Raw genomic sequence first — 16,761 nt, forward strand, 5'->3', positions numbered from 1 at the left:
CTTTATGCCAGATATCGCCGCATCCTCGCAGTCCTCCCCGCCCGTCGCGCTCGTCAAGGCCGGCCAGCGTTTCGCCTTCGACGGCACGCGCGGTTCGTCCGACGCCCTGCTGATCGCCCGCTACCATCTCGCGTATCGCGAGAAGACGCCGCTGCTTGCGGTGGTCTGCGAAAGCGCGGTCGACGCGCAGCGGCTGTCGCAGGAAATCGGCTTCTTCGCGCCGGACGCGCGCGTGCGCCTCCTGCCCGACTGGGAGACGCTGCCTTACGACACGTTTTCACCGCACCAGGACCTCGTGTCCGAGCGACTCGCGACGCTGCACGATCTCGGCGAAGGCCGCTGCGACATCCTGCTCGTGCCGGCCACGACGGCCTTGTACCGGATGCCGCCTGCATCGTTTCTGGCCGCCTACACGTTCTCCTTCTCGCAAGGCGAGCGGCTCGACGAAGCGAAACTGAAGGCGCAGCTGACGCTAGCCGGCTACGAGCACGTGAGCCAGGTGGTGCGTCCCGGCGAATATTGCGTGCGCGGCTCGCTGCTAGATCTGTTCCCGATGGGCTCGCCACTGCCCTACCGGATCGACCTGTTCGACGACCAGGTCGACTCGATCCGCGCGTTCGACCCCGACACGCAGCGCAGCGTCTATCCGGTCAAGGACGTGCGCCTGCTGCCGGGCCGCGAATTCCCGTTCGACGAGGCCGCGCGCACCGCCTTCCGCAGCCGCTGGCGCGAGACTTTCGAGGGCGATCCGAGCCGCGCGTCGATCTATAAAGACATCGGCAACGGCGTGCCGTCGGCGGGCATCGAATACTATCTGCCGCTGTTCTTCGAGGAGACGGCCACCCTCTTCCATTACTTGCCCGACGGTTCGCAACTCGCGTTCGTCGGCGATCTGGACGCGGCGATCCGGCGCTTCACCAACGACACGAAGCAGCGCTTCAATTTCCTGTCGCACGACCGCGACCGGCCGATTCTCGAACCGCAGAAGCTGTTCCTGTCGGATGAGGATTTCTTCACGTTCGCGAAACCGTTCGCACGGCTCGTGCTGCCCACCAACGGCGACGGCGCCTGGTCGATCGCGCTGCCGAACCTCGCGATCGATCGTCACGCCGACGATCCCGTCTCGGCGCTGCGCGCGTATCTGACCACGACGCCGAACCGCGTGCTGTTCGCCGCCGAATCGGCGGGCCGCCGCGAGACGCTGCTGCAACTGCTCGCCGACAACCAGCTGAGGCCCGCCTCGGCCGACAGCTTCGCCGACTGGCTCAAGAGCGACGCGCGTTTCTCGCTCGGCGTCGCGCCGCTCGCGAACGGCTTCGCGCTGCCGGGCGACGGCATCGCGATCATCACCGAAACCGAGCTGTACGGGCCGCTCGCGCGCCGCGCGGGACGCCGCCGCCAGGAACAGGCGAGCAACGTCGATTCGATGGTGCGCGATCTGTCCGAGCTGAAGGTCGGCGACCCGGTCGTGCATTCGCAGCACGGTATCGGCCGCTACATGGGTCTCGTGACGATGGATCTCGGCGAAGGCGAAACCGAGTTCCTGCACCTCGAATACGCGGGCGACAGCAAGCTCTACGTGCCGGTCGCGCAATTGCACGTGATCTCGCGCTATAGCGGCGCCGATCCGGAAAGCGCGCCGCTGCATTCGCTCGGCTCGGGCCAGTGGGAAAAGGCCAAGCGCAAGGCCGCGCAGCAGATCCGCGACACCGCCGCCGAGCTGCTCAACCTGTACGCCCGCCGTGCCGCCCGCGAGGGCCACGCGTTCGCGCTCGAACCGAAGGACTACGTGAAGTTCGCCGAGAGCTTCGGTTTCGAGGAAACGCCGGACCAGGCCGCCGCGATCGCGGCCGTGATCGGCGACATGACGAGCGGCAAGCCGATGGACCGGCTCGTGTGCGGCGACGTCGGCTTCGGCAAGACCGAGGTCGCATTGCGCGCGGCGTTCATCGCGGTGATGGGCGGCAAGCAGGTCGCGCTGTTGGCGCCGACCACGCTGCTCGCCGAACAGCACACGCAAACCTTCAGCGATCGCTTCTCCGACTGGCCGGTGCGCATCGCCGAGCTATCGCGCTTCAAGTCGACCAAGGAAGTGAACGCGGCGATCCGGCAGATCAACGAAGGCGCGGTCGACATCGTGATCGGCACGCACAAGCTGCTGTCGTCCGACGTGCAGTTCAAGCGGCTCGGGCTCGTGGTCATCGACGAGGAGCATCGCTTCGGCGTGCGTCAGAAGGAGGCGCTGAAAGCGCTGCGCGCGGAAGTCGACGTGCTGACGCTGACCGCGACGCCGATTCCCCGTACGCTCGGCATGGCGCTCGAAGGCCTGCGCGATTTTTCGGTGATCGCAACGGCGCCGCAAAAGCGCCTCGCGATCAAGACCTTCGTGCGGCGCGAGGAAGACAGCGTGATTCGCGAAGCAATGCTGCGCGAGTTGAAGCGCGGCGGCCAGGTCTACTTCCTGCACAACGAAGTCGAGACGATCCAGAATCGCCGGCAGATGCTCGAAGAGCTGGTGCCCGAAGCGCGCATCGCGGTCGCGCATGGACAGATGCACGAACGGGAACTGGAGCGGGTGATGCGCGACTTCGTCGCGCAACGCGCGAACGTGCTGCTGTGCACGACGATCATCGAAACCGGCATCGACGTGCCGAGCGCGAACACGATCCTGATCCACCGCTCCGACAAGTTCGGCCTCGCGCAATTGCATCAGCTGCGTGGCCGCGTCGGCCGCTCGCATCACCAGGCATACTCGTATCTGCTCGTGCACGATCCGCAGGGGCTCACCAAGCAGGCGCAACGGCGGCTCGAAGCGATCCAGCAGATGGAGGAACTCGGCTCGGGCTTTTATCTCGCGATGCACGACCTCGAAATTCGCGGCACCGGCGAGGTGCTCGGTGACAAGCAGTCGGGCGAGATTCACGAGATCGGCTTCCAGCTTTATACCGACATGCTCAACGACGCGGTGAAGGCGCTCAAGAACGGCAAGGAGCCAGACCTCACCGCGCCGCTCGCCGCGACCACCGAGATCAACCTGCATTCGCCGGCGATCCTGCCGTCGGACTATTGCGGCGACGTGCAGGAACGTCTGTCGCTGTACAAGCGCCTCGCGAACTGCGAACACAACGATTCGATCGACGGCATCCAGGAAGAGCTGATCGACCGTTTCGGCAAGCTGCCGCCGCAGGCGCATGCGCTGGTGGAGACGCATCGACTGCGGCTCGCCGCGAAGCCGCTCGGCATTTCGAAGATCGATGCCGGTGAAGCGGTGATCGGCCTGCAGTTCATCCCCAATCCGCCCGTCGACGCGATGCGGATCATCGAGATGGTGCAGAAGCACAAGCACATCAAGCTCGCGGGTCAGGACAAGCTGCGTATCGAAACGCGCAGCCCGGATCTCGCGGTGCGCGTCGCGACCGTCAAGGAGACCTTGCGCGCGCTCGGTTCGCCGAGCCGCGGCACGGCGGCGGCGGCTGCTCGCTGAGCGCGGCACGCTGCGCGCACAGGCTCCTGAAAAGCGCAGAAAACGGGGGGACGTCCCCCGTTTTTTGCATCGATGCTGCGCTGCGCCGACGCGAGCCCGGCTTTTTGGACATCCTTGCGAAAATGCAATTTGGGATATGATCGATAGACACAAAACGCTGGAGTCTTGTCATGTCTCACGTCGCTGAAACAGCGCAATCGTTGCAGTCCTCCGCCTCCTCTGCTTCTCCGATATCTCTGCCCTGGGTCACCCGTCTCGTGTCGATGGACACGGTGAGCCGCAATCCAAACCTCGGCCTGATCGAAACCGTGCGCGACGAGCTGCGCGCGGTCGGTATCGAAGCAACGCTGACGCATGGCAAGGGCGGCAAATGGGCGAACCTGTTCGCGACCATTCCCGCGCACGACGGCGAAACGAACGGCGGCGTCGTGCTGTCGGGCCACACCGACGTCGTGCCGGTGGACGGCCAGCAATGGGACAGCGATCCGTTCAAGCCGGAGATTCGCGGTGACAAGCTCTATGGCCGCGGCACCTGCGACATGAAGGGCTTCATCGGCACGGCGCTCGCGCTCGTGCCGGACATGCAGCGCACGAAGCTCGCGAAGCCGATCCACTTCGCGCTGTCGTTCGACGAGGAAGTTGGCTGCGTCGGCGCGCCGCTTCTGATCGCCGATCTGATGAAGCGCGGCGTGAAGCCGGACGGCTGCATCGTCGGCGAGCCGACCAGCATGCGCCCGATCATCGCGCACAAGGGCATCAACGCGTATCAGTGTTGCGTACGCGGCCAGGCCGCACATTCGTCGCTGACGCCGAAGGGCTTGAACGCGATCGAGTACGCGGCTCGCCTGATCTGCTACATCCGCGACATGGCCGACCAGTTCCGGGCGCAAGGCCCCTTCGACGAACTGTACGACGTGCCGTTCAGCACCGCGCAGACCAGCACGATCACGGGCGGCAACGCAATCAACACGGTGCCGGCCGAATGCCAGTTCCAGTTCGAGTTCCGCAATCTGCCGACGCTCGATCCCGAGCAGATCTTCGCGCGCATCGACAGCTACGCGCGCGAAACGCTGCTGCCGAAAATGCTGCGCGAGCATTCGTCGGCCGCGATCGAGATCACGAAGATCGCCGCGGCGCCCGGACTCGATTCGTCTGAACAGGCCGCGATCACGCAGCTCGTACGCGCGCTGACGGCCGACCAGGACAAGCGCAAGGTCGCATACGGTACCGAGGCCGGCCTGTTTTCGAACGCGGGGATTCCGAGCATCGTCTGCGGCCCCGGCGACATCCAGCAGGCGCATAAGGCGAACGAATTCGTCGAGCTCGAGCAGCTCGTCGCGTGCGAGCGCTTCTTGCGCAAGTTCATCCACAGCATGTCGGTCGAGGTCGCTTAGCCCGTTTCGTTGCAGCGGCGCGCAGCCGCAGTGAACCTGCGCGCCGAGCCATCGGTCTCAGCGACATCGACGACTCCGGAGCGACGGCCATGTCCAGCGCCATGCAGCAGCACACGGATCACACGATCGACGGTGAGCCGATCCCCACGCTCGACGACATCGCCGCGCAGCACTTCGCGTTGACGCCGTGGGTCGCGCGCACGCCGGTGTTCGACCGGCTCGAGTTCTCGTCGCTGCGCGGCACAGTCGTCAATTTCAAGTTCGAGCTGCTGCAGGCGGGCGGCAGCTTCAAGGCACGCGGCGCCTTCACGAACCTGCTCGCGCTCGACGACGCGCAGAAGAGCGCGGGTGTCACCTGCGTGTCGGGCGGCAATCACGCGGTGGCGGTCGCCTATGCGGCGATGCGGCTCGGCGTCAGCGCTAAGGTCGTGCTGTTCAGCGCGGCAAATCCGGCCCGCGTCGCGTTGTGCCGCGAGTACGGCGCCGACATCGTCTATGCGGAAGATCTGGCCGAAGCGTTCGAACTGGTGCGCCGCGTCGAGGCCGAGGAAGGCCGCTATTTCGTGCATCCGTTCAACGGCTATCGCACGGTGCTCGGCTCGGCGACGCTCGGTTACGAATGGGCCACGCAAACGCCCGACCTCGAAGCGGTGATCGTGCCGATCGGCGGCGGCGGACTCGCGGCCGGGGTCTCCACCGCGCTGCGGCTCGCGAATCCGAACATGCACGTGTACGGCGTCGAACCCGAAGGCTCGGACGTGATGAGCAAGAGTTTTGCCGCCAACCATACGGTCAGAATGGGCCATATGCACAGCATCGCCGATTCGCTGATGTCGCCGCATACCGAGCAATACAGCTACGAGCTGTGCCGCCGCCATGTGGATCGGATCGTCACCGTGTCCGACGACCAGTTGCGCGAGGCGATGCTGATCCTGTTCAATCAGCTGAAGCTCGCGGTCGAGCCGGCTTGCGCGGCCGCCACGGCCGCACTGCTCGGACCGCTGCGCGAACAGTTGCAGGGCAAACGCGTGGGCGTACTGCTGTGCGGCGCCAATATCGACCCAGTCAGTTTTGCCGCGCATCTGGAGCGCGCGCGCCATAGCGAGTCACAGTTTCCTCATTAGCGACGCGCAGCAAATGCGCTTGTCGCCTTGCGGCTAAAGCACTAGCCTATCCGCTTCAGGTTGGTATGATTCGGCTATTCATATCAGGGAGGTGTATGTATGAGCATGATCCAGGAATTTAAAGAATTTGCCCTCAAAGGCAATGTGATGGATCTGGCGGTCGGTGTGATTATCGGCGGCGCGTTTTCCACCATTGTCAATTCCGTGGTTAAAGACCTGATCATGCCGGTTGTCGGGGTCGCTACCGGCGGCCTCGATTTCTCCAATCTGTTCGTTCGCCTGGGCCATATTCCGGCCACTTACAAAGGCAACCCCGAATCATATAAAGACCTGCAGACGGCTGGCGTGGCGGTGTTCGGTTACGGTTCGTTCATTACCGCGACGATCAACTTCCTCATTCTCGCGTTCATCATCTTTCTGATGGTCAAATTCATCAACAAACTGCGCAAGGAGCCGCAACCTGCACCGGCGGAGCCGCCGCCGACGCCGGAAGACGTGCTGCTGCTGCGCGATATCCGCGATTCGCTGAAGAACCAGCAGCGTTAATCGTCGAATCAAGCTCGGGTTGGACGGCCTGAGCCAGTGAAATCAAAAGGCCTGTTGCGATCGGCGTCGCAACAGGCCTTTGTATTTTCACGCTGCTTTCAGCGCGCTGCCCTTTATCGAACCTTACTCATCCTTTCGCCACTTCAACTGCGCGGCGTTTTCGATCATCGCTTCGAGCTGGCCGAAATTGACCGGCTTCGTCAGATGCGATGTAAAGCCCGCGCTCAAACAGCGGCGCACGTCCTCGTCGGTGCCGAAGCCGGTCAGCGCGACGGCTGGCACGTCGGAATGTTCGCGAAACGCCATGACGAAATCAAGACCGGTGCCATCGGGCAATCCGACATCGCTGACAACCAGATCGAACCTGTGCAACTGCGTCGCGGCAAGCGCATCGTCGACGCGCCCGACCACCGTCACCTGATGACCCAAGCCGCGCATCAATTGGGCCATCACGTCGGCGGTGTCGGCATGGTCCTCGATCAGCAGCACGGACAGCGAACTCGCCGGCTGCGCGCTGCTCGGCACGATGACCGGCGGCGCGGTGGCCGGCGCGGCGGCGGTCGGCAGCGTGATCGTGAAGGTCGCGCCGCAATGCGGACCGGGACTCTGCGCGGTCACAGCGCCGCCGTGCGCGTCCGTCAAAGCCTTCGTGATCGCGAGACCGAGACCCAGGCCGCCGAACTGCCGCGTCATGCTTTGGTCGCCCTGCTCAAACGCATTGAACAGCTTGCCGATCTGCTCCGGCTCGATGCCGATGCCGGTGTCTTCGACCGAGATCTGCACCTGCATGCGTTCGTCGCGTGTGCGTACATAGATATGGCCGCCGTCCGGCGTGAACTTCGCGGCATTGCGAATCAGGTTCCACAGCATCTGTTGCAGCCGCGCGCGATCGGCGAGCACGTAGTGATGCGTCGCGTGCTTGTCGACATGCACGTCCTGCTGCTTGACCTGGATTTCGCTGCGAAAGAGTTCGAGCACGCTGTCGATCACGTCGTGTACGTCGACGGTCTCCAGCGACAGCCGCAGCTTGCCGTTCGCGACGCGCGTCAGATCGAGCAGATCGTCGATCAGCCGCGCCTCCAGTTCGACGTTGCGGCGGATCATGCGCACGCTCGCACGCGCCTGCTCCGGCAGTTCCGGGATCGTCTCGAGCACGCTCGCTCCCGCGAGCACCGGCGTGAGCGGGGTGCGCAATTCGTGCGACAGCATCGCGAGAAAACGGTCCTTCGCGCGATTCGCTTCTTCGGCGGCCTGGCGCGCGGCCTGCTCGGACTCGAGCAGTCGCTCGCGCTCCTCGATCGCCTCGCGCTGCGAGTGGATGTCGGTGCAGCTACCGAACCATTTGCTGACGTTGCCATTGGCATCGCGCATCGCGACCACGCGCACGTCGAACCAGCGGTACTCGCCGTCGTGGCGGCGAATCCGCATCTCGTGCCGATAGTCGCCGCTGCGGCCCGCGACGGCCTTGAGCCAGCTTTGCCGGATCTGCTCGCTATCGTCGCGATGCACGGCCTCGAGCCACGCGAGACCATGCGAGCCATGTTCGGGCAAGCCGGTGTAGTCGTACCACTGCTTCGACAGGAAGTCGCAATCGCCGGCCGCGTCGCAGGTCAGCACGAGATGCGGCAACGTCTCCGACAGCGTGCGGTAATGCAGCTCGCGATCGCGCAGCAGTAGCGCTTCGTCGGACGCGCGTTGCAGCCGCACCTGAGACAACACGCGCTCCACGGCCTCTGGCAGATAGTCGAGATAGTCGCCGGACTTCGGCACCACGTCGGACACGCCCGCGCGCAGCGCTTCGATCACACGCGACTCGTCGGTGAAGCCGGTCACGAGGATCGCCGGAATGCGCACGCCCTCCGCGCGCAGACGCCGGAAGAAATCGAGCCCGGTCTCCGGCCCGCGCAGCTGATAATCGAGCACGAGCAGATCGGGGCCGCCGCTCGCGACCCGCTCGCGGGCCGTCTCGACGCCGGCGCAGATTGTCACCCGGCAGCCGGCGCGTTCGAGCGACTTGCGCGCGAGCCGCAAGATCCCCTCGTCGTCATCGACGACGAGTACATAGGCGGCGCGCGGCGTGGACACTTCTTCGATCATGCAGGTGCTCTCCGGCTCGGTACGGTGCTCATCTTGTCATGAACGGCTTTCGGACAGCTTCAGGGCGGCGCGAGCCGATGCCCCGGCGGCAGTTTGACCACTTGCAGGAAAAAGCCGAGAGGCGCACGGCCTCGATGAACGCATCGTATTCGACCGGCTTGCAGATATAGACGTTGCAACCGAGTTCGTAGCAGCGCGCGATTTCGCGCGGTTCGTCGGTCGTGGTCAGCACGATCACGGGCACGGCGGCGGTCTCGGGGGCTTCCTTCAGACGTCGCAACACCTCGAAGCCGTCGACGCGCGGCATCTTCAGATCGAGCAGCACGACGAAATTCGCCAGATTCCGCTCGACGAGCGTCGCGTGGCCGTCGTCGTCTTCGATCAGAACGATGCTGACCGCTTGCGCGTAATTCATAGGCTCTCCGTGCCAACGATTGGTCATCCATGCCGCCGGGAGGATGGCAGCGGCAGTGCCCGCGCCGGCATGCGCGGCGCTCAAAGGCGCGCCGGCTGCTCGGGCAGCACCACGAAAAAGGTCGATCCGGCGCCTTCGGCCGATTCGACCCAGACGCGCCCGCCGTGCCGCTCGACCGCGCGCCGCACCACCGCGAGGCCGATCCCCTCGCCGCGTGCGACGTCCCCGTGCAGACGCTGGAACGCCCGAAACACCTTCGACACATACACGGGCGGAATACCGAGCCCATTATCGCGGACGTAATAGGTGCGCATACGGACCACGCGCGGCTCGCTTTCGTCGACGGGTTCTGGCGCGAGCGCGCCGACCTCGATGCGCCCGCGGCGCGCCGGATCGAGGAAAGTCAGCGCGTTGCCGATCAGGTTGCCGAAGATCTGCTCGACCGCCGCCGGATCGCCCCATGCGGGCGGCAGCTCGCGCACCGTGACGCTCGCGGCGCGCCGGTCGATCGTGCCTTGCAGCCCATCGACGACTCGCGCCACCGCGCGCCCGACGCTGACCCGCTGCCACTGGTATTCGAGCCGTCCCGCACGCGAGATGCGCAACAGCGCGTCGATGATCGCCGCCGCGCGCGCGACCGCGGTGCGCAAATAGTGCAACGACTCGCGCACGTCGCCATCGAGGATCTGCGTCATGCGCCGTGCTTCGTTGTCCGGCAGACGAGCCTGTCCGACGAGCACGTCGAGCTCGTCGCACGACACGTGCAGCTCTTTCGAAAACCCCTGCAGATTGACGAGCGGCGAGCGCAGATCGTGCGACACGCTGTAGATGAACATCTCGTTGTCCTGCGTTTCCTGGCGCAATTCCTCATTGACGGCCGCCAGTTCGCGCGCGCGTGCTTCGAGTTCCGTCTTCAGCGCCTCCTGCCCGGCTTCCGCCTCGCGCAGACGCGCATCGGTCTGATGCAACACCGTGTCGAGCGCGGCGATTTCGTCGCTGCCCGACAACGGCGCCGCGAGCGGCCGGCCGCTGCCGAGCCGCTCGGCGTTATCGGTCAGCACTTCGAGGCGTTGGCCGATGCCGCGCACGAACACGAAAGCGGTGACCGCCCAGATCAACATCGAGCCGAACACCGCGGCGATCAGCGCGCGCTGCTGAAGCTCGCGCCGCTCGCCGAGCGCGCTCGAGCGCTCGACGTCGAGCTCCGACGCCGCCGCGCCGAACTGGGCCAATTCGTCGCGGAACACGGCGATCTGCTCCGGCAACTCGCCGGTTTCGAGCGCGATATAGGGGCGTAGACTGCGCTTCTCGTGCAACGCCTGCGAGATCGCGACACTCTGTTCGCGATACGCGTCGATCGCGCGCCGCATGCTGCGCACGCGCTCGGCCTGGGCCGGCGTTTCAGCGACGAGCGCATCGAGCTTCGCGAGCCGGTCATTCATGTCGACCCACACCGCATGGCGGTCGATCAGCGAGGCGCTGCCCGTCACCATCGCCGTGCGCATGCGCGCGGCCTGACGCAGCAGCGGATCGGCGATGGCCGACGACTCGTAGAGGATCTGCTTGCTGTTGTCGACCCATCGCGCGGCCTGCGCGGTCCGCTGCTGGGTATCGAAGACGACCCCGAGCAGCGCGAGTTCGACCACGCTCGGTATCGCGATCAGCAGCAGACCTTTGGTGAATAGTTTCATGGTTCCGTCAGGGCGTTCAGGCTGTGGTTCAGGCTGTCACTCGAACGGCTGGGCTCGCGCGCACCCGTCGCGCCCTGCAAGGCGGGCGCCGCGCGGCTGGACGGGCCATTATCGACGTGAATCGGAGATATTTCAACGACGCGCCAGCAAGCGCTCGACCACACAAAAATGACTTTTTTATTGGGATGGGATGTTTTTTCCGCGCCGCCTGCGTCTATGATGGAGACAAGGTGTGCTGGGATGCGAATGCGCGCGGCGAGGCGGTTCGGCATGATTCGTGCGGGAGGCGGTGGGGCGATGCGGTAGCGTCGAATCATCGTGAATCCGGCCTTGTCGTATGCTATAAAAGATCGACGTGCGGCGCGCGAAAGCCGGGAGTGGTCGCATGAAGACGCAGCGATTCTTGCAATTCTTTTTCAGGCGAATTTTTATGTCCTTCCCGAAAAAGCGTAGACGCGCGAAGGTGGACGGCGACGAGTCGTTCCTCGCGGTTCTGCGGCATTTCAAGCCGTTCGGTCAACTCGACACCAAGATTGCGCGGGCTCGCGCGCAGGACGAACCGGTGCTCTATGCACACGTGCTGCCCGGACTCGACGTGCTTCTATGCAGTGTGCGCGGCGCACAGCCGCCCTACCCCGCACCAGCCGAATTGCGGCGGCGCTGCATCGAATCCATTACCAACGCGTTGGAGCAGCCGCTCGATGGTCTCGAGAACGGCGGCTACTGGTACGAGGCCGACGGCTTCGGCTTCCTCGTGTTCGCGAGCCGTGCGCGCGGCAAGATTCTGACGGAGTTCGGCGCGACACGAATCGGTACCCGCCGCGGCGTGCGTCGCCAGGATGCGTCGGGCGATGCCACACCGCGCTCGCTCAGATAGGCCGATCAGATGCCCTGAAGTTCAGGGCTGCTGATGGGTCTCTCAGTCGTCATTCATCCGCAGTTTCGACAGCTGATGTCGTCACGCGTCTCTGGCGTCTTCGTCAGAGCGGCGCTACTTTCATCGACGCGCTCGTGTGCGGGCGGCACGCTGATCAGCCACAGAAAGATCAGCCACAGGCCACCGCCGAGGCTCCAGCTCACCCAGTCCAAAGGCCAACCCGACAACATCAGCTGCCCTTGTATTCAGCCGCGCTCGCCGGCGACGGCGTCGCTCGCTTACGATCCACCGCGGCTGGCGACGACGCGCCGCCCGAAGACTTGTTGACCGGCGCTCCCTCGAGTGACATCGGCGCCTTCGGCTGTTGCTTGACGCCCGGCGGCGGCGCCTTTGGCATCTGCCGCACTTGCGCGAGCAATTGCGCGCACGGCAGCGGCTTGTTGTTGCTCGGCGCAAGCAGCGGGATCAGCGCCGCGAACGGATTGATCAGCCCGAGCCCGACCACCGCGCCGCCGCGCAACGCAAGCGCGGCCGCATTGACGCCGACGTGCGGATCCTTGAAGGTGCCCTTCACGTACAGCGGCGAGCGCAGCGAAAAAACCCGGAAGCCCTTCGTATGCGGATGCACGCCGAGGTCCATCGTTTCGTCGCGCAGATTGATGTGACCGTCGATGTTGATCACCGCGTCGTCGGTATCGAGCGCGAACACGCGCGCTTCGAGCACGCCGTCGGTCGCGACGAAGTCGGTGGCCGCGCAGTTGATCTTCACGTCGCGCGTGCCGAACAGCTTTTCATAGACGACGTTCGCGACATTGAGCCCGGCCGCCTCCATCAGCAGACGGCTCACGGTGCCTTCGGTCACGAGCGCCTTCAACTCGCCGTTCGATGTCGCCGCGAGCGCCGCCGGCGAATTACCGGTCGCGGACAGCGACGCATCGCCGTTGATCTCGCCGAGCGCGGTCTGCATTGTCTTGAAGGTCGGGAACAATTGCTTCAGCTTGATATGCCGCGCCGACATCGCGAAGCGGCCCTTCAGGGGCGCCGCGCTGCCATCGAGATGAATGTCCGACGCGAGCGAGCCGCCCGCGACGCCGAACTTCAGCGGCACGAGCGACAGCACGCCGTCGGTCATCACGACGTGCGTGTACAGATCCGTGATCGGCAGGTTCGAGTTCTTGATGATGCGCCGGCCGGTGAACTTGACGTCGGCGTCGATCGCCTTCCAGCGGTCGGTGCGGAACTCCTCGACCGGCAGTGCGCGATTGCTCGGCTGCGCGGCCGCGTCGCCGCGCCTCGCCTTGCTCGCGTTCGAATCGGCGCCGATCACCGGCGCGAGATCCGAGAACTGCAACAGATGCGACTCGAGTTCGCCTTGCAGCAGCGGACGTGGCTCGCGCCCGGTATAGGTCAACGAACCGTTCAGATCGCTGCCGCCGACCCGTCCTGTAAAGTTTTCATACGTGAACACGTTGCCGCTCGCTTTGAACTGACCGATCAGATGACCCTCGGTCGCGTACGGCGGGGTCTCGGGCAAGGTCACGCCGGTCAGCGAATACAGGCGCGCCATGCTGTTGCCCTGCAGCCAGAGACGCAGATCGAGCGCCGCGAGATGCGCCGGATCGGTGACCGTGCCGACGAAGGCGATATGCAGATCGCCGGCTTTGACATCGGCTTGCACCGGGAACGGGCGGTTCGCGTCTTGCAGCGCGAGCACGCCGCCGAGCTTGCCGCTGCCCGACACCGGCGTGCGGTTGTAGGTGCCCTTGACGGTCCAGCCGATCGCATAAAGCGGCGTCGCGCGCCGGGCGCCAGGTGCGGTGCCGCTCGCCCCCGAGACAGCCGCGGCCGGGCTAGCGCTCCCGCTGGTGGTTTCGGCTGGGGCGGCGGCGCCGCTCGTCGCGAGCACGCCGGAACTCACGCCCACGCCCGACGTCGCGGATGCGCCCGATGCGCCCGATGCGCCCGATGCGCCCGATGCGCCCGATGCCTGCGCTGCCGCTTCATAAGCCGCCGCAGCGGAAGCCGCCTTCGCCTCCGAGGCCGCCTGCGCCTCGGCCTGGGCGGCGAGCTTGCTCGCGCCCGCGCGGCCGACCGCCTGAGCCGACGCGCTGCGCGAGGCCGCTTCCTGCTGCTTCAGCGCGTCGCCGATCGGGATCGGCCGCCCGAGCGTATCGACGACCATCTGCACCTCGACCTTCTTCTGCTGATCCGACAGCGCGATGTTGCCCTTCGCGAACGCGATGTCGTGCAGATCGAGCTTCCACTCGGTGGGTCCGCTCGACGACGGCAGCTTGAAGGTCCAGTTATTGCGCCCGTCGACAAGACGTTCCAGATCGACCGACGGATTCACGAGGTTGATCGCCGGAATCACGATGTCGTGCGCGAGCAGCGGCAGCACCTCGACCTCGAAGTCGATTTCGTCGAGCGTCGCGAACTGCGGCTGTTTGGTCCAGTCGGGATTGCCGATCGTGATGTTGGCCGCCGAAAAGCGCGGCCAGGGCACCCAGCCGCGCCAGCCGGTTTCGCCGACCGCATGACGCCAGCCCACCTTCAGGTCGCCGTTGATCGCGAACGGCCGGCCGATCGCCTGGCTGACCTTGTCGTCGATGTAAGGCCGCGCGCGGTTCCAGTCGAAGGTCAGGATGAAGATGACGAGCGCGAAGATCAGGATCACGAGCGCCGCCAGCAGCCATGCAAGGATTTTTCCGACCCGTCGTCCGGTGCCGCTCGACACTGCCATTGAAAAGCTCCGCGTGTTGTTCTGCGTTGTGCACGGTGCAGCAGTTATCGTGCCTGGCGCGCGAGCGTGAATCGCCGCGTCGGTCGTGCGCTGTTGCGCCTCGTCGTTTTATCATGGCGCACGCTTTGTCGACACTCCCACCGGCACACCCTCCCCACGACGTTCCAACCATGACCGATGTTCCCTTCGTCCTCGCCGACGGCATCGTGCGGCGCGATGCGCAGCGCGGCCAGACGCTGTTGCAGCCGACCACCTTCGCCCTGCGCGCCGGCGAGCGCGTCGCGATTACCGGACCGTCCGGCTCCGGCAAGAGCGTGTTTCTGCGCGCGCTCGCGCTGCTCGATCCGGTCGATGCGGGGCGCATCCTGTGGCATGGCGCGCCGCTCGAGCGTGTGCGGATTCCGCGCTACCGGCGCGCAATCGCGTATATCCGGCAGCGGCCCGCGCTGATCGACGGCAGCGTCGAAGACAATCTGCGCTATCCGTTTGAGCTGCGGGCATATCGCGACGCGCGCTTCGATCGCGCGCGCGCGGCCCGGCTCGCCATGCAGGCCGGCCGCGGCGACGACTTTCTAGGCAAGCGCGCAAGCGAATTATCGGGTGGCGAAGCGCAGATCGCCGCGCTGATCCGCGTGCTGCAACTCGCGCCCGAAGTGCTGTTGCTCGACGAGCCGACCGCATCGCTCGACCCGGCGTCGTCGCGCGCGATCGAAGCGCTCGTGCAGGCGTGGTTCGATGCCGCGCCGGGCGCTCACGCATCGATGTGGGTGTCGCATGATCTCGAGCAGGCAACACGCATGAGCGAACGGCATCTGACGATGCGCGCCGGCGTACTGGCAGAACACACTCCCGTGCGGCGCGATGCGGACCAACGCGCTCCCGCGGACCAGCGTCGGGAGCCCCGCCAATGAGCCTGCAGAATCTGAGCTTGTGGGACGTCGCGATCGCGACGCTGCTGATCGTCGTGAATGGCGCGGTGTCCGTCGCGCTGAAGCTCGATCTCGAGCGCAAGCTCGCATGGGCGGCGGTGCGCACCGTGGTCCAGTTGCTCGCGATCGGCTATGTGCTCGGCTGGGTGTTCAGTTTCGCTCGCTGGTACGTCGTGCTGCCGCTGATGATCGTGATGACGCTGATCGCCGGTTTCGCCGGCGCGCAGCGCGGCAGCCGCACCTATGCCGGACAACGCGCCGACAGCGTGCTGTCGATCTGGCTCAGCTCGTGGCTCGTGGCCGCGGTGGGACTGTTTGTCGTGATCCGCATCCATCCGTGGTACGCGCCGCAATATGCGATTCCGATTCTCGGCATGATCCTCGGCAACACGCTGACCGGTGTATCGCTCGGCATCGAGCGGATGACCGAGGAGCTGACCGCGCGGCGCGACCGGGTCGACATGGCGCTCGCGCTCGGCGCGACACGCTGGGAGGCCGCCCAGGCGCCGGCGCGCCAGGCGGTGCGCGCGGGCATGATGCCGACGTTGAACCAGATGGCGGTAGTCGGCGTCGTCAGTTTGCCGGGCATGATGACCGGTCAGGTGCTGGCCGGGCAGTCGCCATTGCAGGCGGTGCGCTATCAGATCGTCATCATGTTTCTGATCGCGGCGGCGTCGGCGCTGGGGACGGTGGGCGCGGTGCTGCTCACGTACCGGCGGCTCTTTTCGGCCGAGCATCAGTTCTTGCCGACGCGGCTCGTCGAGCGTGAGGCACGCAAAGGATGACGTACAAGGATGACACGCTAGCGCGTGCTACGTCCGCGCACGCGGCCATCATGCCGCGCGCTCGAACCTTCACCGCTTCGCGGTGACGGCGATCTCCGTGCCGTCGGTCAGCGTCAGCGTTTTCGTCGTGCCGTTGACCGGCATCGTGAAACGCACGATCTGACTCACGCGCATATCGTTCGGACACTTGAGCGTCTTGCCGCCGCTCGTCACGGTTTTCACGCCATGCGGCGTCTGCGCCTGGAAGCTCAGTTGTACGGCCGCGGTGCCGTCGCTCGACACCACCGGCGCGAAGCGGATCTGCGTCTGGCGGATCATCGCGCCATTCTCGTCGACCGGCAGCGACGCATAGTCCGGGCATGCGTCCGAGCCGGGCACCGGACCGCCGGGCGGCACGGTCTTCCACGTGAAGTCGTCCGATTCGCCCGAGCGGATCGTGCGGGTCTCCTGGGAATTGCCGAACTGTTTGGACGTGACGCGAACGGTGTAGCGGATCGGACCGTCGAGCGCGGCCTTGTTGGTCACCGTGATCGGCGTGGCTGCGCGAGCAGCCGGCACGAGCGCGCAGGCGAGAGAAGCGACAACGGAAACGGCGGAGAGTTTGAAGCTGAAGCTCATACTGTCACCTCCTTGTTGTGCCGCTGCGCGCTCGCGTCGACGCGACTGCCTGTGCACTGTT

12 protein-coding genes and 1 pseudogene are annotated in these 16,761 nt (G+C 65.5%); 7 read left to right on the forward strand and 6 right to left on the reverse strand.

The features are described from left to right. Positions 1–4: 4 nt before the first annotated feature. From mfd to mscL, 4 genes are all read left to right on the forward strand, one after another. The gene (gene mfd / locus OKW44_RS20715; RefSeq protein ID WP_018418090.1) at positions 5–3,484 is read left to right on the forward strand and encodes a transcription-repair coupling factor; all 3,480 of its coding nucleotides are present in this window, start codon (positions 5–7) and stop codon (positions 3,482–3,484) included. Between the two features lie 170 nt (positions 3,485–3,654). Beyond that, entirely contained in the window at positions 3,655–4,878 is a 1,224-nt protein-coding gene (argE, locus tag OKW44_RS20720) for an acetylornithine deacetylase (RefSeq protein ID WP_026225401.1), read from the forward strand. 89 nt (positions 4,879–4,967) lie between these two features. Beyond that, positions 4,968–6,002, forward strand: coding sequence for a threonine/serine dehydratase family protein (locus OKW44_RS20725; protein WP_018418092.1), 1,035 nt, complete (start codon positions 4,968–4,970; stop codon positions 6,000–6,002). A 99-nt stretch (positions 6,003–6,101) separates the two neighbouring features. Next, positions 6,102–6,548, forward strand: a complete 447-nt coding sequence (gene mscL / locus OKW44_RS20730; RefSeq protein WP_018418093.1) for a large conductance mechanosensitive channel protein MscL — start codon at positions 6,102–6,104, stop codon at positions 6,546–6,548. Positions 6,549–6,671: 123 nt separating this feature from the next. Here mscL and OKW44_RS20735 read toward each other — a convergent pair whose 3' ends face one another. The 4 genes and pseudogenes from OKW44_RS20735 to OKW44_RS20750 form a co-directional block, all read right to left on the reverse strand. After that, a complete protein-coding gene (locus tag OKW44_RS20735) occupies positions 6,672–8,645 on the reverse strand; it encodes a hybrid sensor histidine kinase/response regulator (protein ID WP_018418094.1) in 1,974 nt (657 codons plus the stop codon). Positions 8,646–8,704: 59 nt separating this feature from the next. Further along, positions 8,705–9,060 (reverse strand): annotated as a pseudogene (locus tag OKW44_RS20740) (response regulator). Between the two features lie 80 nt (positions 9,061–9,140). Continuing rightward, positions 9,141–10,751 carry a sensor histidine kinase gene (locus OKW44_RS20745; RefSeq protein ID WP_018418095.1) on the reverse strand — a complete coding sequence of 537 codons (1,611 nt, stop codon included), beginning with the start codon at positions 10,749–10,751 and terminating at the stop codon, positions 9,141–9,143. Beyond that, a complete protein-coding gene (locus tag OKW44_RS20750; protein ID WP_204357096.1) occupies positions 10,748–11,023 on the reverse strand; it encodes a hypothetical protein in 276 nt (91 codons plus the stop codon). The genes OKW44_RS20745 and OKW44_RS20750 overlap by 4 nt, the downstream gene beginning before the upstream one ends. A gap of 113 nt (positions 11,024–11,136) precedes the next feature. On the opposite strand from OKW44_RS20750, the gene OKW44_RS20755 reads away from it, so the two are divergent. Continuing rightward, positions 11,137–11,628 (forward strand): hypothetical protein, encoded by a 492-nt coding sequence (locus OKW44_RS20755; protein ID WP_018418096.1) that lies wholly within the window; start codon positions 11,137–11,139, stop codon positions 11,626–11,628. A 229-nt stretch (positions 11,629–11,857) separates the two neighbouring features. Here OKW44_RS20755 and OKW44_RS20760 read toward each other — a convergent pair whose 3' ends face one another. After that, on the reverse strand, positions 11,858–14,368 hold the full coding sequence (locus OKW44_RS20760; RefSeq protein ID WP_018418098.1) for an AsmA family protein: 2,511 nt from the start codon (positions 14,366–14,368) through the stop codon (positions 11,858–11,860). Positions 14,369–14,538: 170 nt separating this feature from the next. On the opposite strand from OKW44_RS20760, the gene OKW44_RS20765 reads away from it, so the two are divergent. Together OKW44_RS20765 and OKW44_RS20770 are read left to right on the forward strand one after the other, a co-directional pair. Continuing rightward, positions 14,539–15,279, forward strand: a complete 741-nt coding sequence (locus tag OKW44_RS20765; RefSeq protein WP_018418099.1) for an ABC transporter ATP-binding protein — start codon at positions 14,539–14,541, stop codon at positions 15,277–15,279. Then, positions 15,276–16,082 carry an ABC transporter permease gene (locus OKW44_RS20770; RefSeq protein ID WP_018418100.1) on the forward strand — a complete coding sequence of 269 codons (807 nt, stop codon included), beginning with the start codon at positions 15,276–15,278 and terminating at the stop codon, positions 16,080–16,082. Before OKW44_RS20765 ends, OKW44_RS20770 begins: the two co-directional genes overlap by 4 nt. A 69-nt stretch (positions 16,083–16,151) precedes the next feature. Here the strand turns inward: OKW44_RS20770 and OKW44_RS20775 are convergent, their stop codons facing one another. Then, positions 16,152–16,700, reverse strand: coding sequence for a DUF6013 family protein (locus tag OKW44_RS20775; RefSeq protein WP_018418101.1), 549 nt, complete (start codon positions 16,698–16,700; stop codon positions 16,152–16,154). Between the last annotated feature and the right edge of the window lie 61 nt (positions 16,701–16,761).

This window comes from Paraburkholderia lebeckiae (assembly GCF_050436325.1).
In the GTDB taxonomy this organism is placed as follows: Bacteria; Pseudomonadota; Gammaproteobacteria; order Burkholderiales; family Burkholderiaceae; genus Paraburkholderia; species Paraburkholderia tuberum.

Bases quoted from the DNA above. Each gene is read 5' to 3' on its own strand.
- mfd (WP_018418090.1), top strand. From the start codon at position 5: ATGCCAGATATCGCCGCATCCTCGCAGTCCTCCCCGCCCGTCGCGCTC.
- argE (WP_026225401.1), top strand. From the start codon at position 3,655: ATGTCTCACGTCGCTGAAACAGCGCAATCGTTGCAGTCCTCCGCCTCC.
- OKW44_RS20725 (WP_018418092.1), top strand. From the start codon at position 4,968: ATGTCCAGCGCCATGCAGCAGCACACGGATCACACGATCGACGGTGAG.
- mscL (WP_018418093.1), top strand. From the start codon at position 6,102: ATGAGCATGATCCAGGAATTTAAAGAATTTGCCCTCAAAGGCAATGTG.
- OKW44_RS20735 (WP_018418094.1), bottom strand. From the start codon at position 8,645: ATGATCGAAGAAGTGTCCACGCCGCGCGCCGCCTATGTACTCGTCGTC.
- OKW44_RS20745 (WP_018418095.1), bottom strand. From the start codon at position 10,751: ATGAAACTATTCACCAAAGGTCTGCTGCTGATCGCGATACCGAGCGTG.
- OKW44_RS20750 (WP_204357096.1), bottom strand. From the start codon at position 11,023: ATGCCGAACCGCCTCGCCGCGCGCATTCGCATCCCAGCACACCTTGTC.
- OKW44_RS20755 (WP_018418096.1), top strand. From the start codon at position 11,137: ATGAAGACGCAGCGATTCTTGCAATTCTTTTTCAGGCGAATTTTTATG.
- OKW44_RS20760 (WP_018418098.1), bottom strand. From the start codon at position 14,368: ATGGCAGTGTCGAGCGGCACCGGACGACGGGTCGGAAAAATCCTTGCA.
- OKW44_RS20765 (WP_018418099.1), top strand. From the start codon at position 14,539: ATGACCGATGTTCCCTTCGTCCTCGCCGACGGCATCGTGCGGCGCGAT.
- OKW44_RS20770 (WP_018418100.1), top strand. From the start codon at position 15,276: ATGAGCCTGCAGAATCTGAGCTTGTGGGACGTCGCGATCGCGACGCTG.
- OKW44_RS20775 (WP_018418101.1), bottom strand. From the start codon at position 16,700: ATGAGCTTCAGCTTCAAACTCTCCGCCGTTTCCGTTGTCGCTTCTCTC.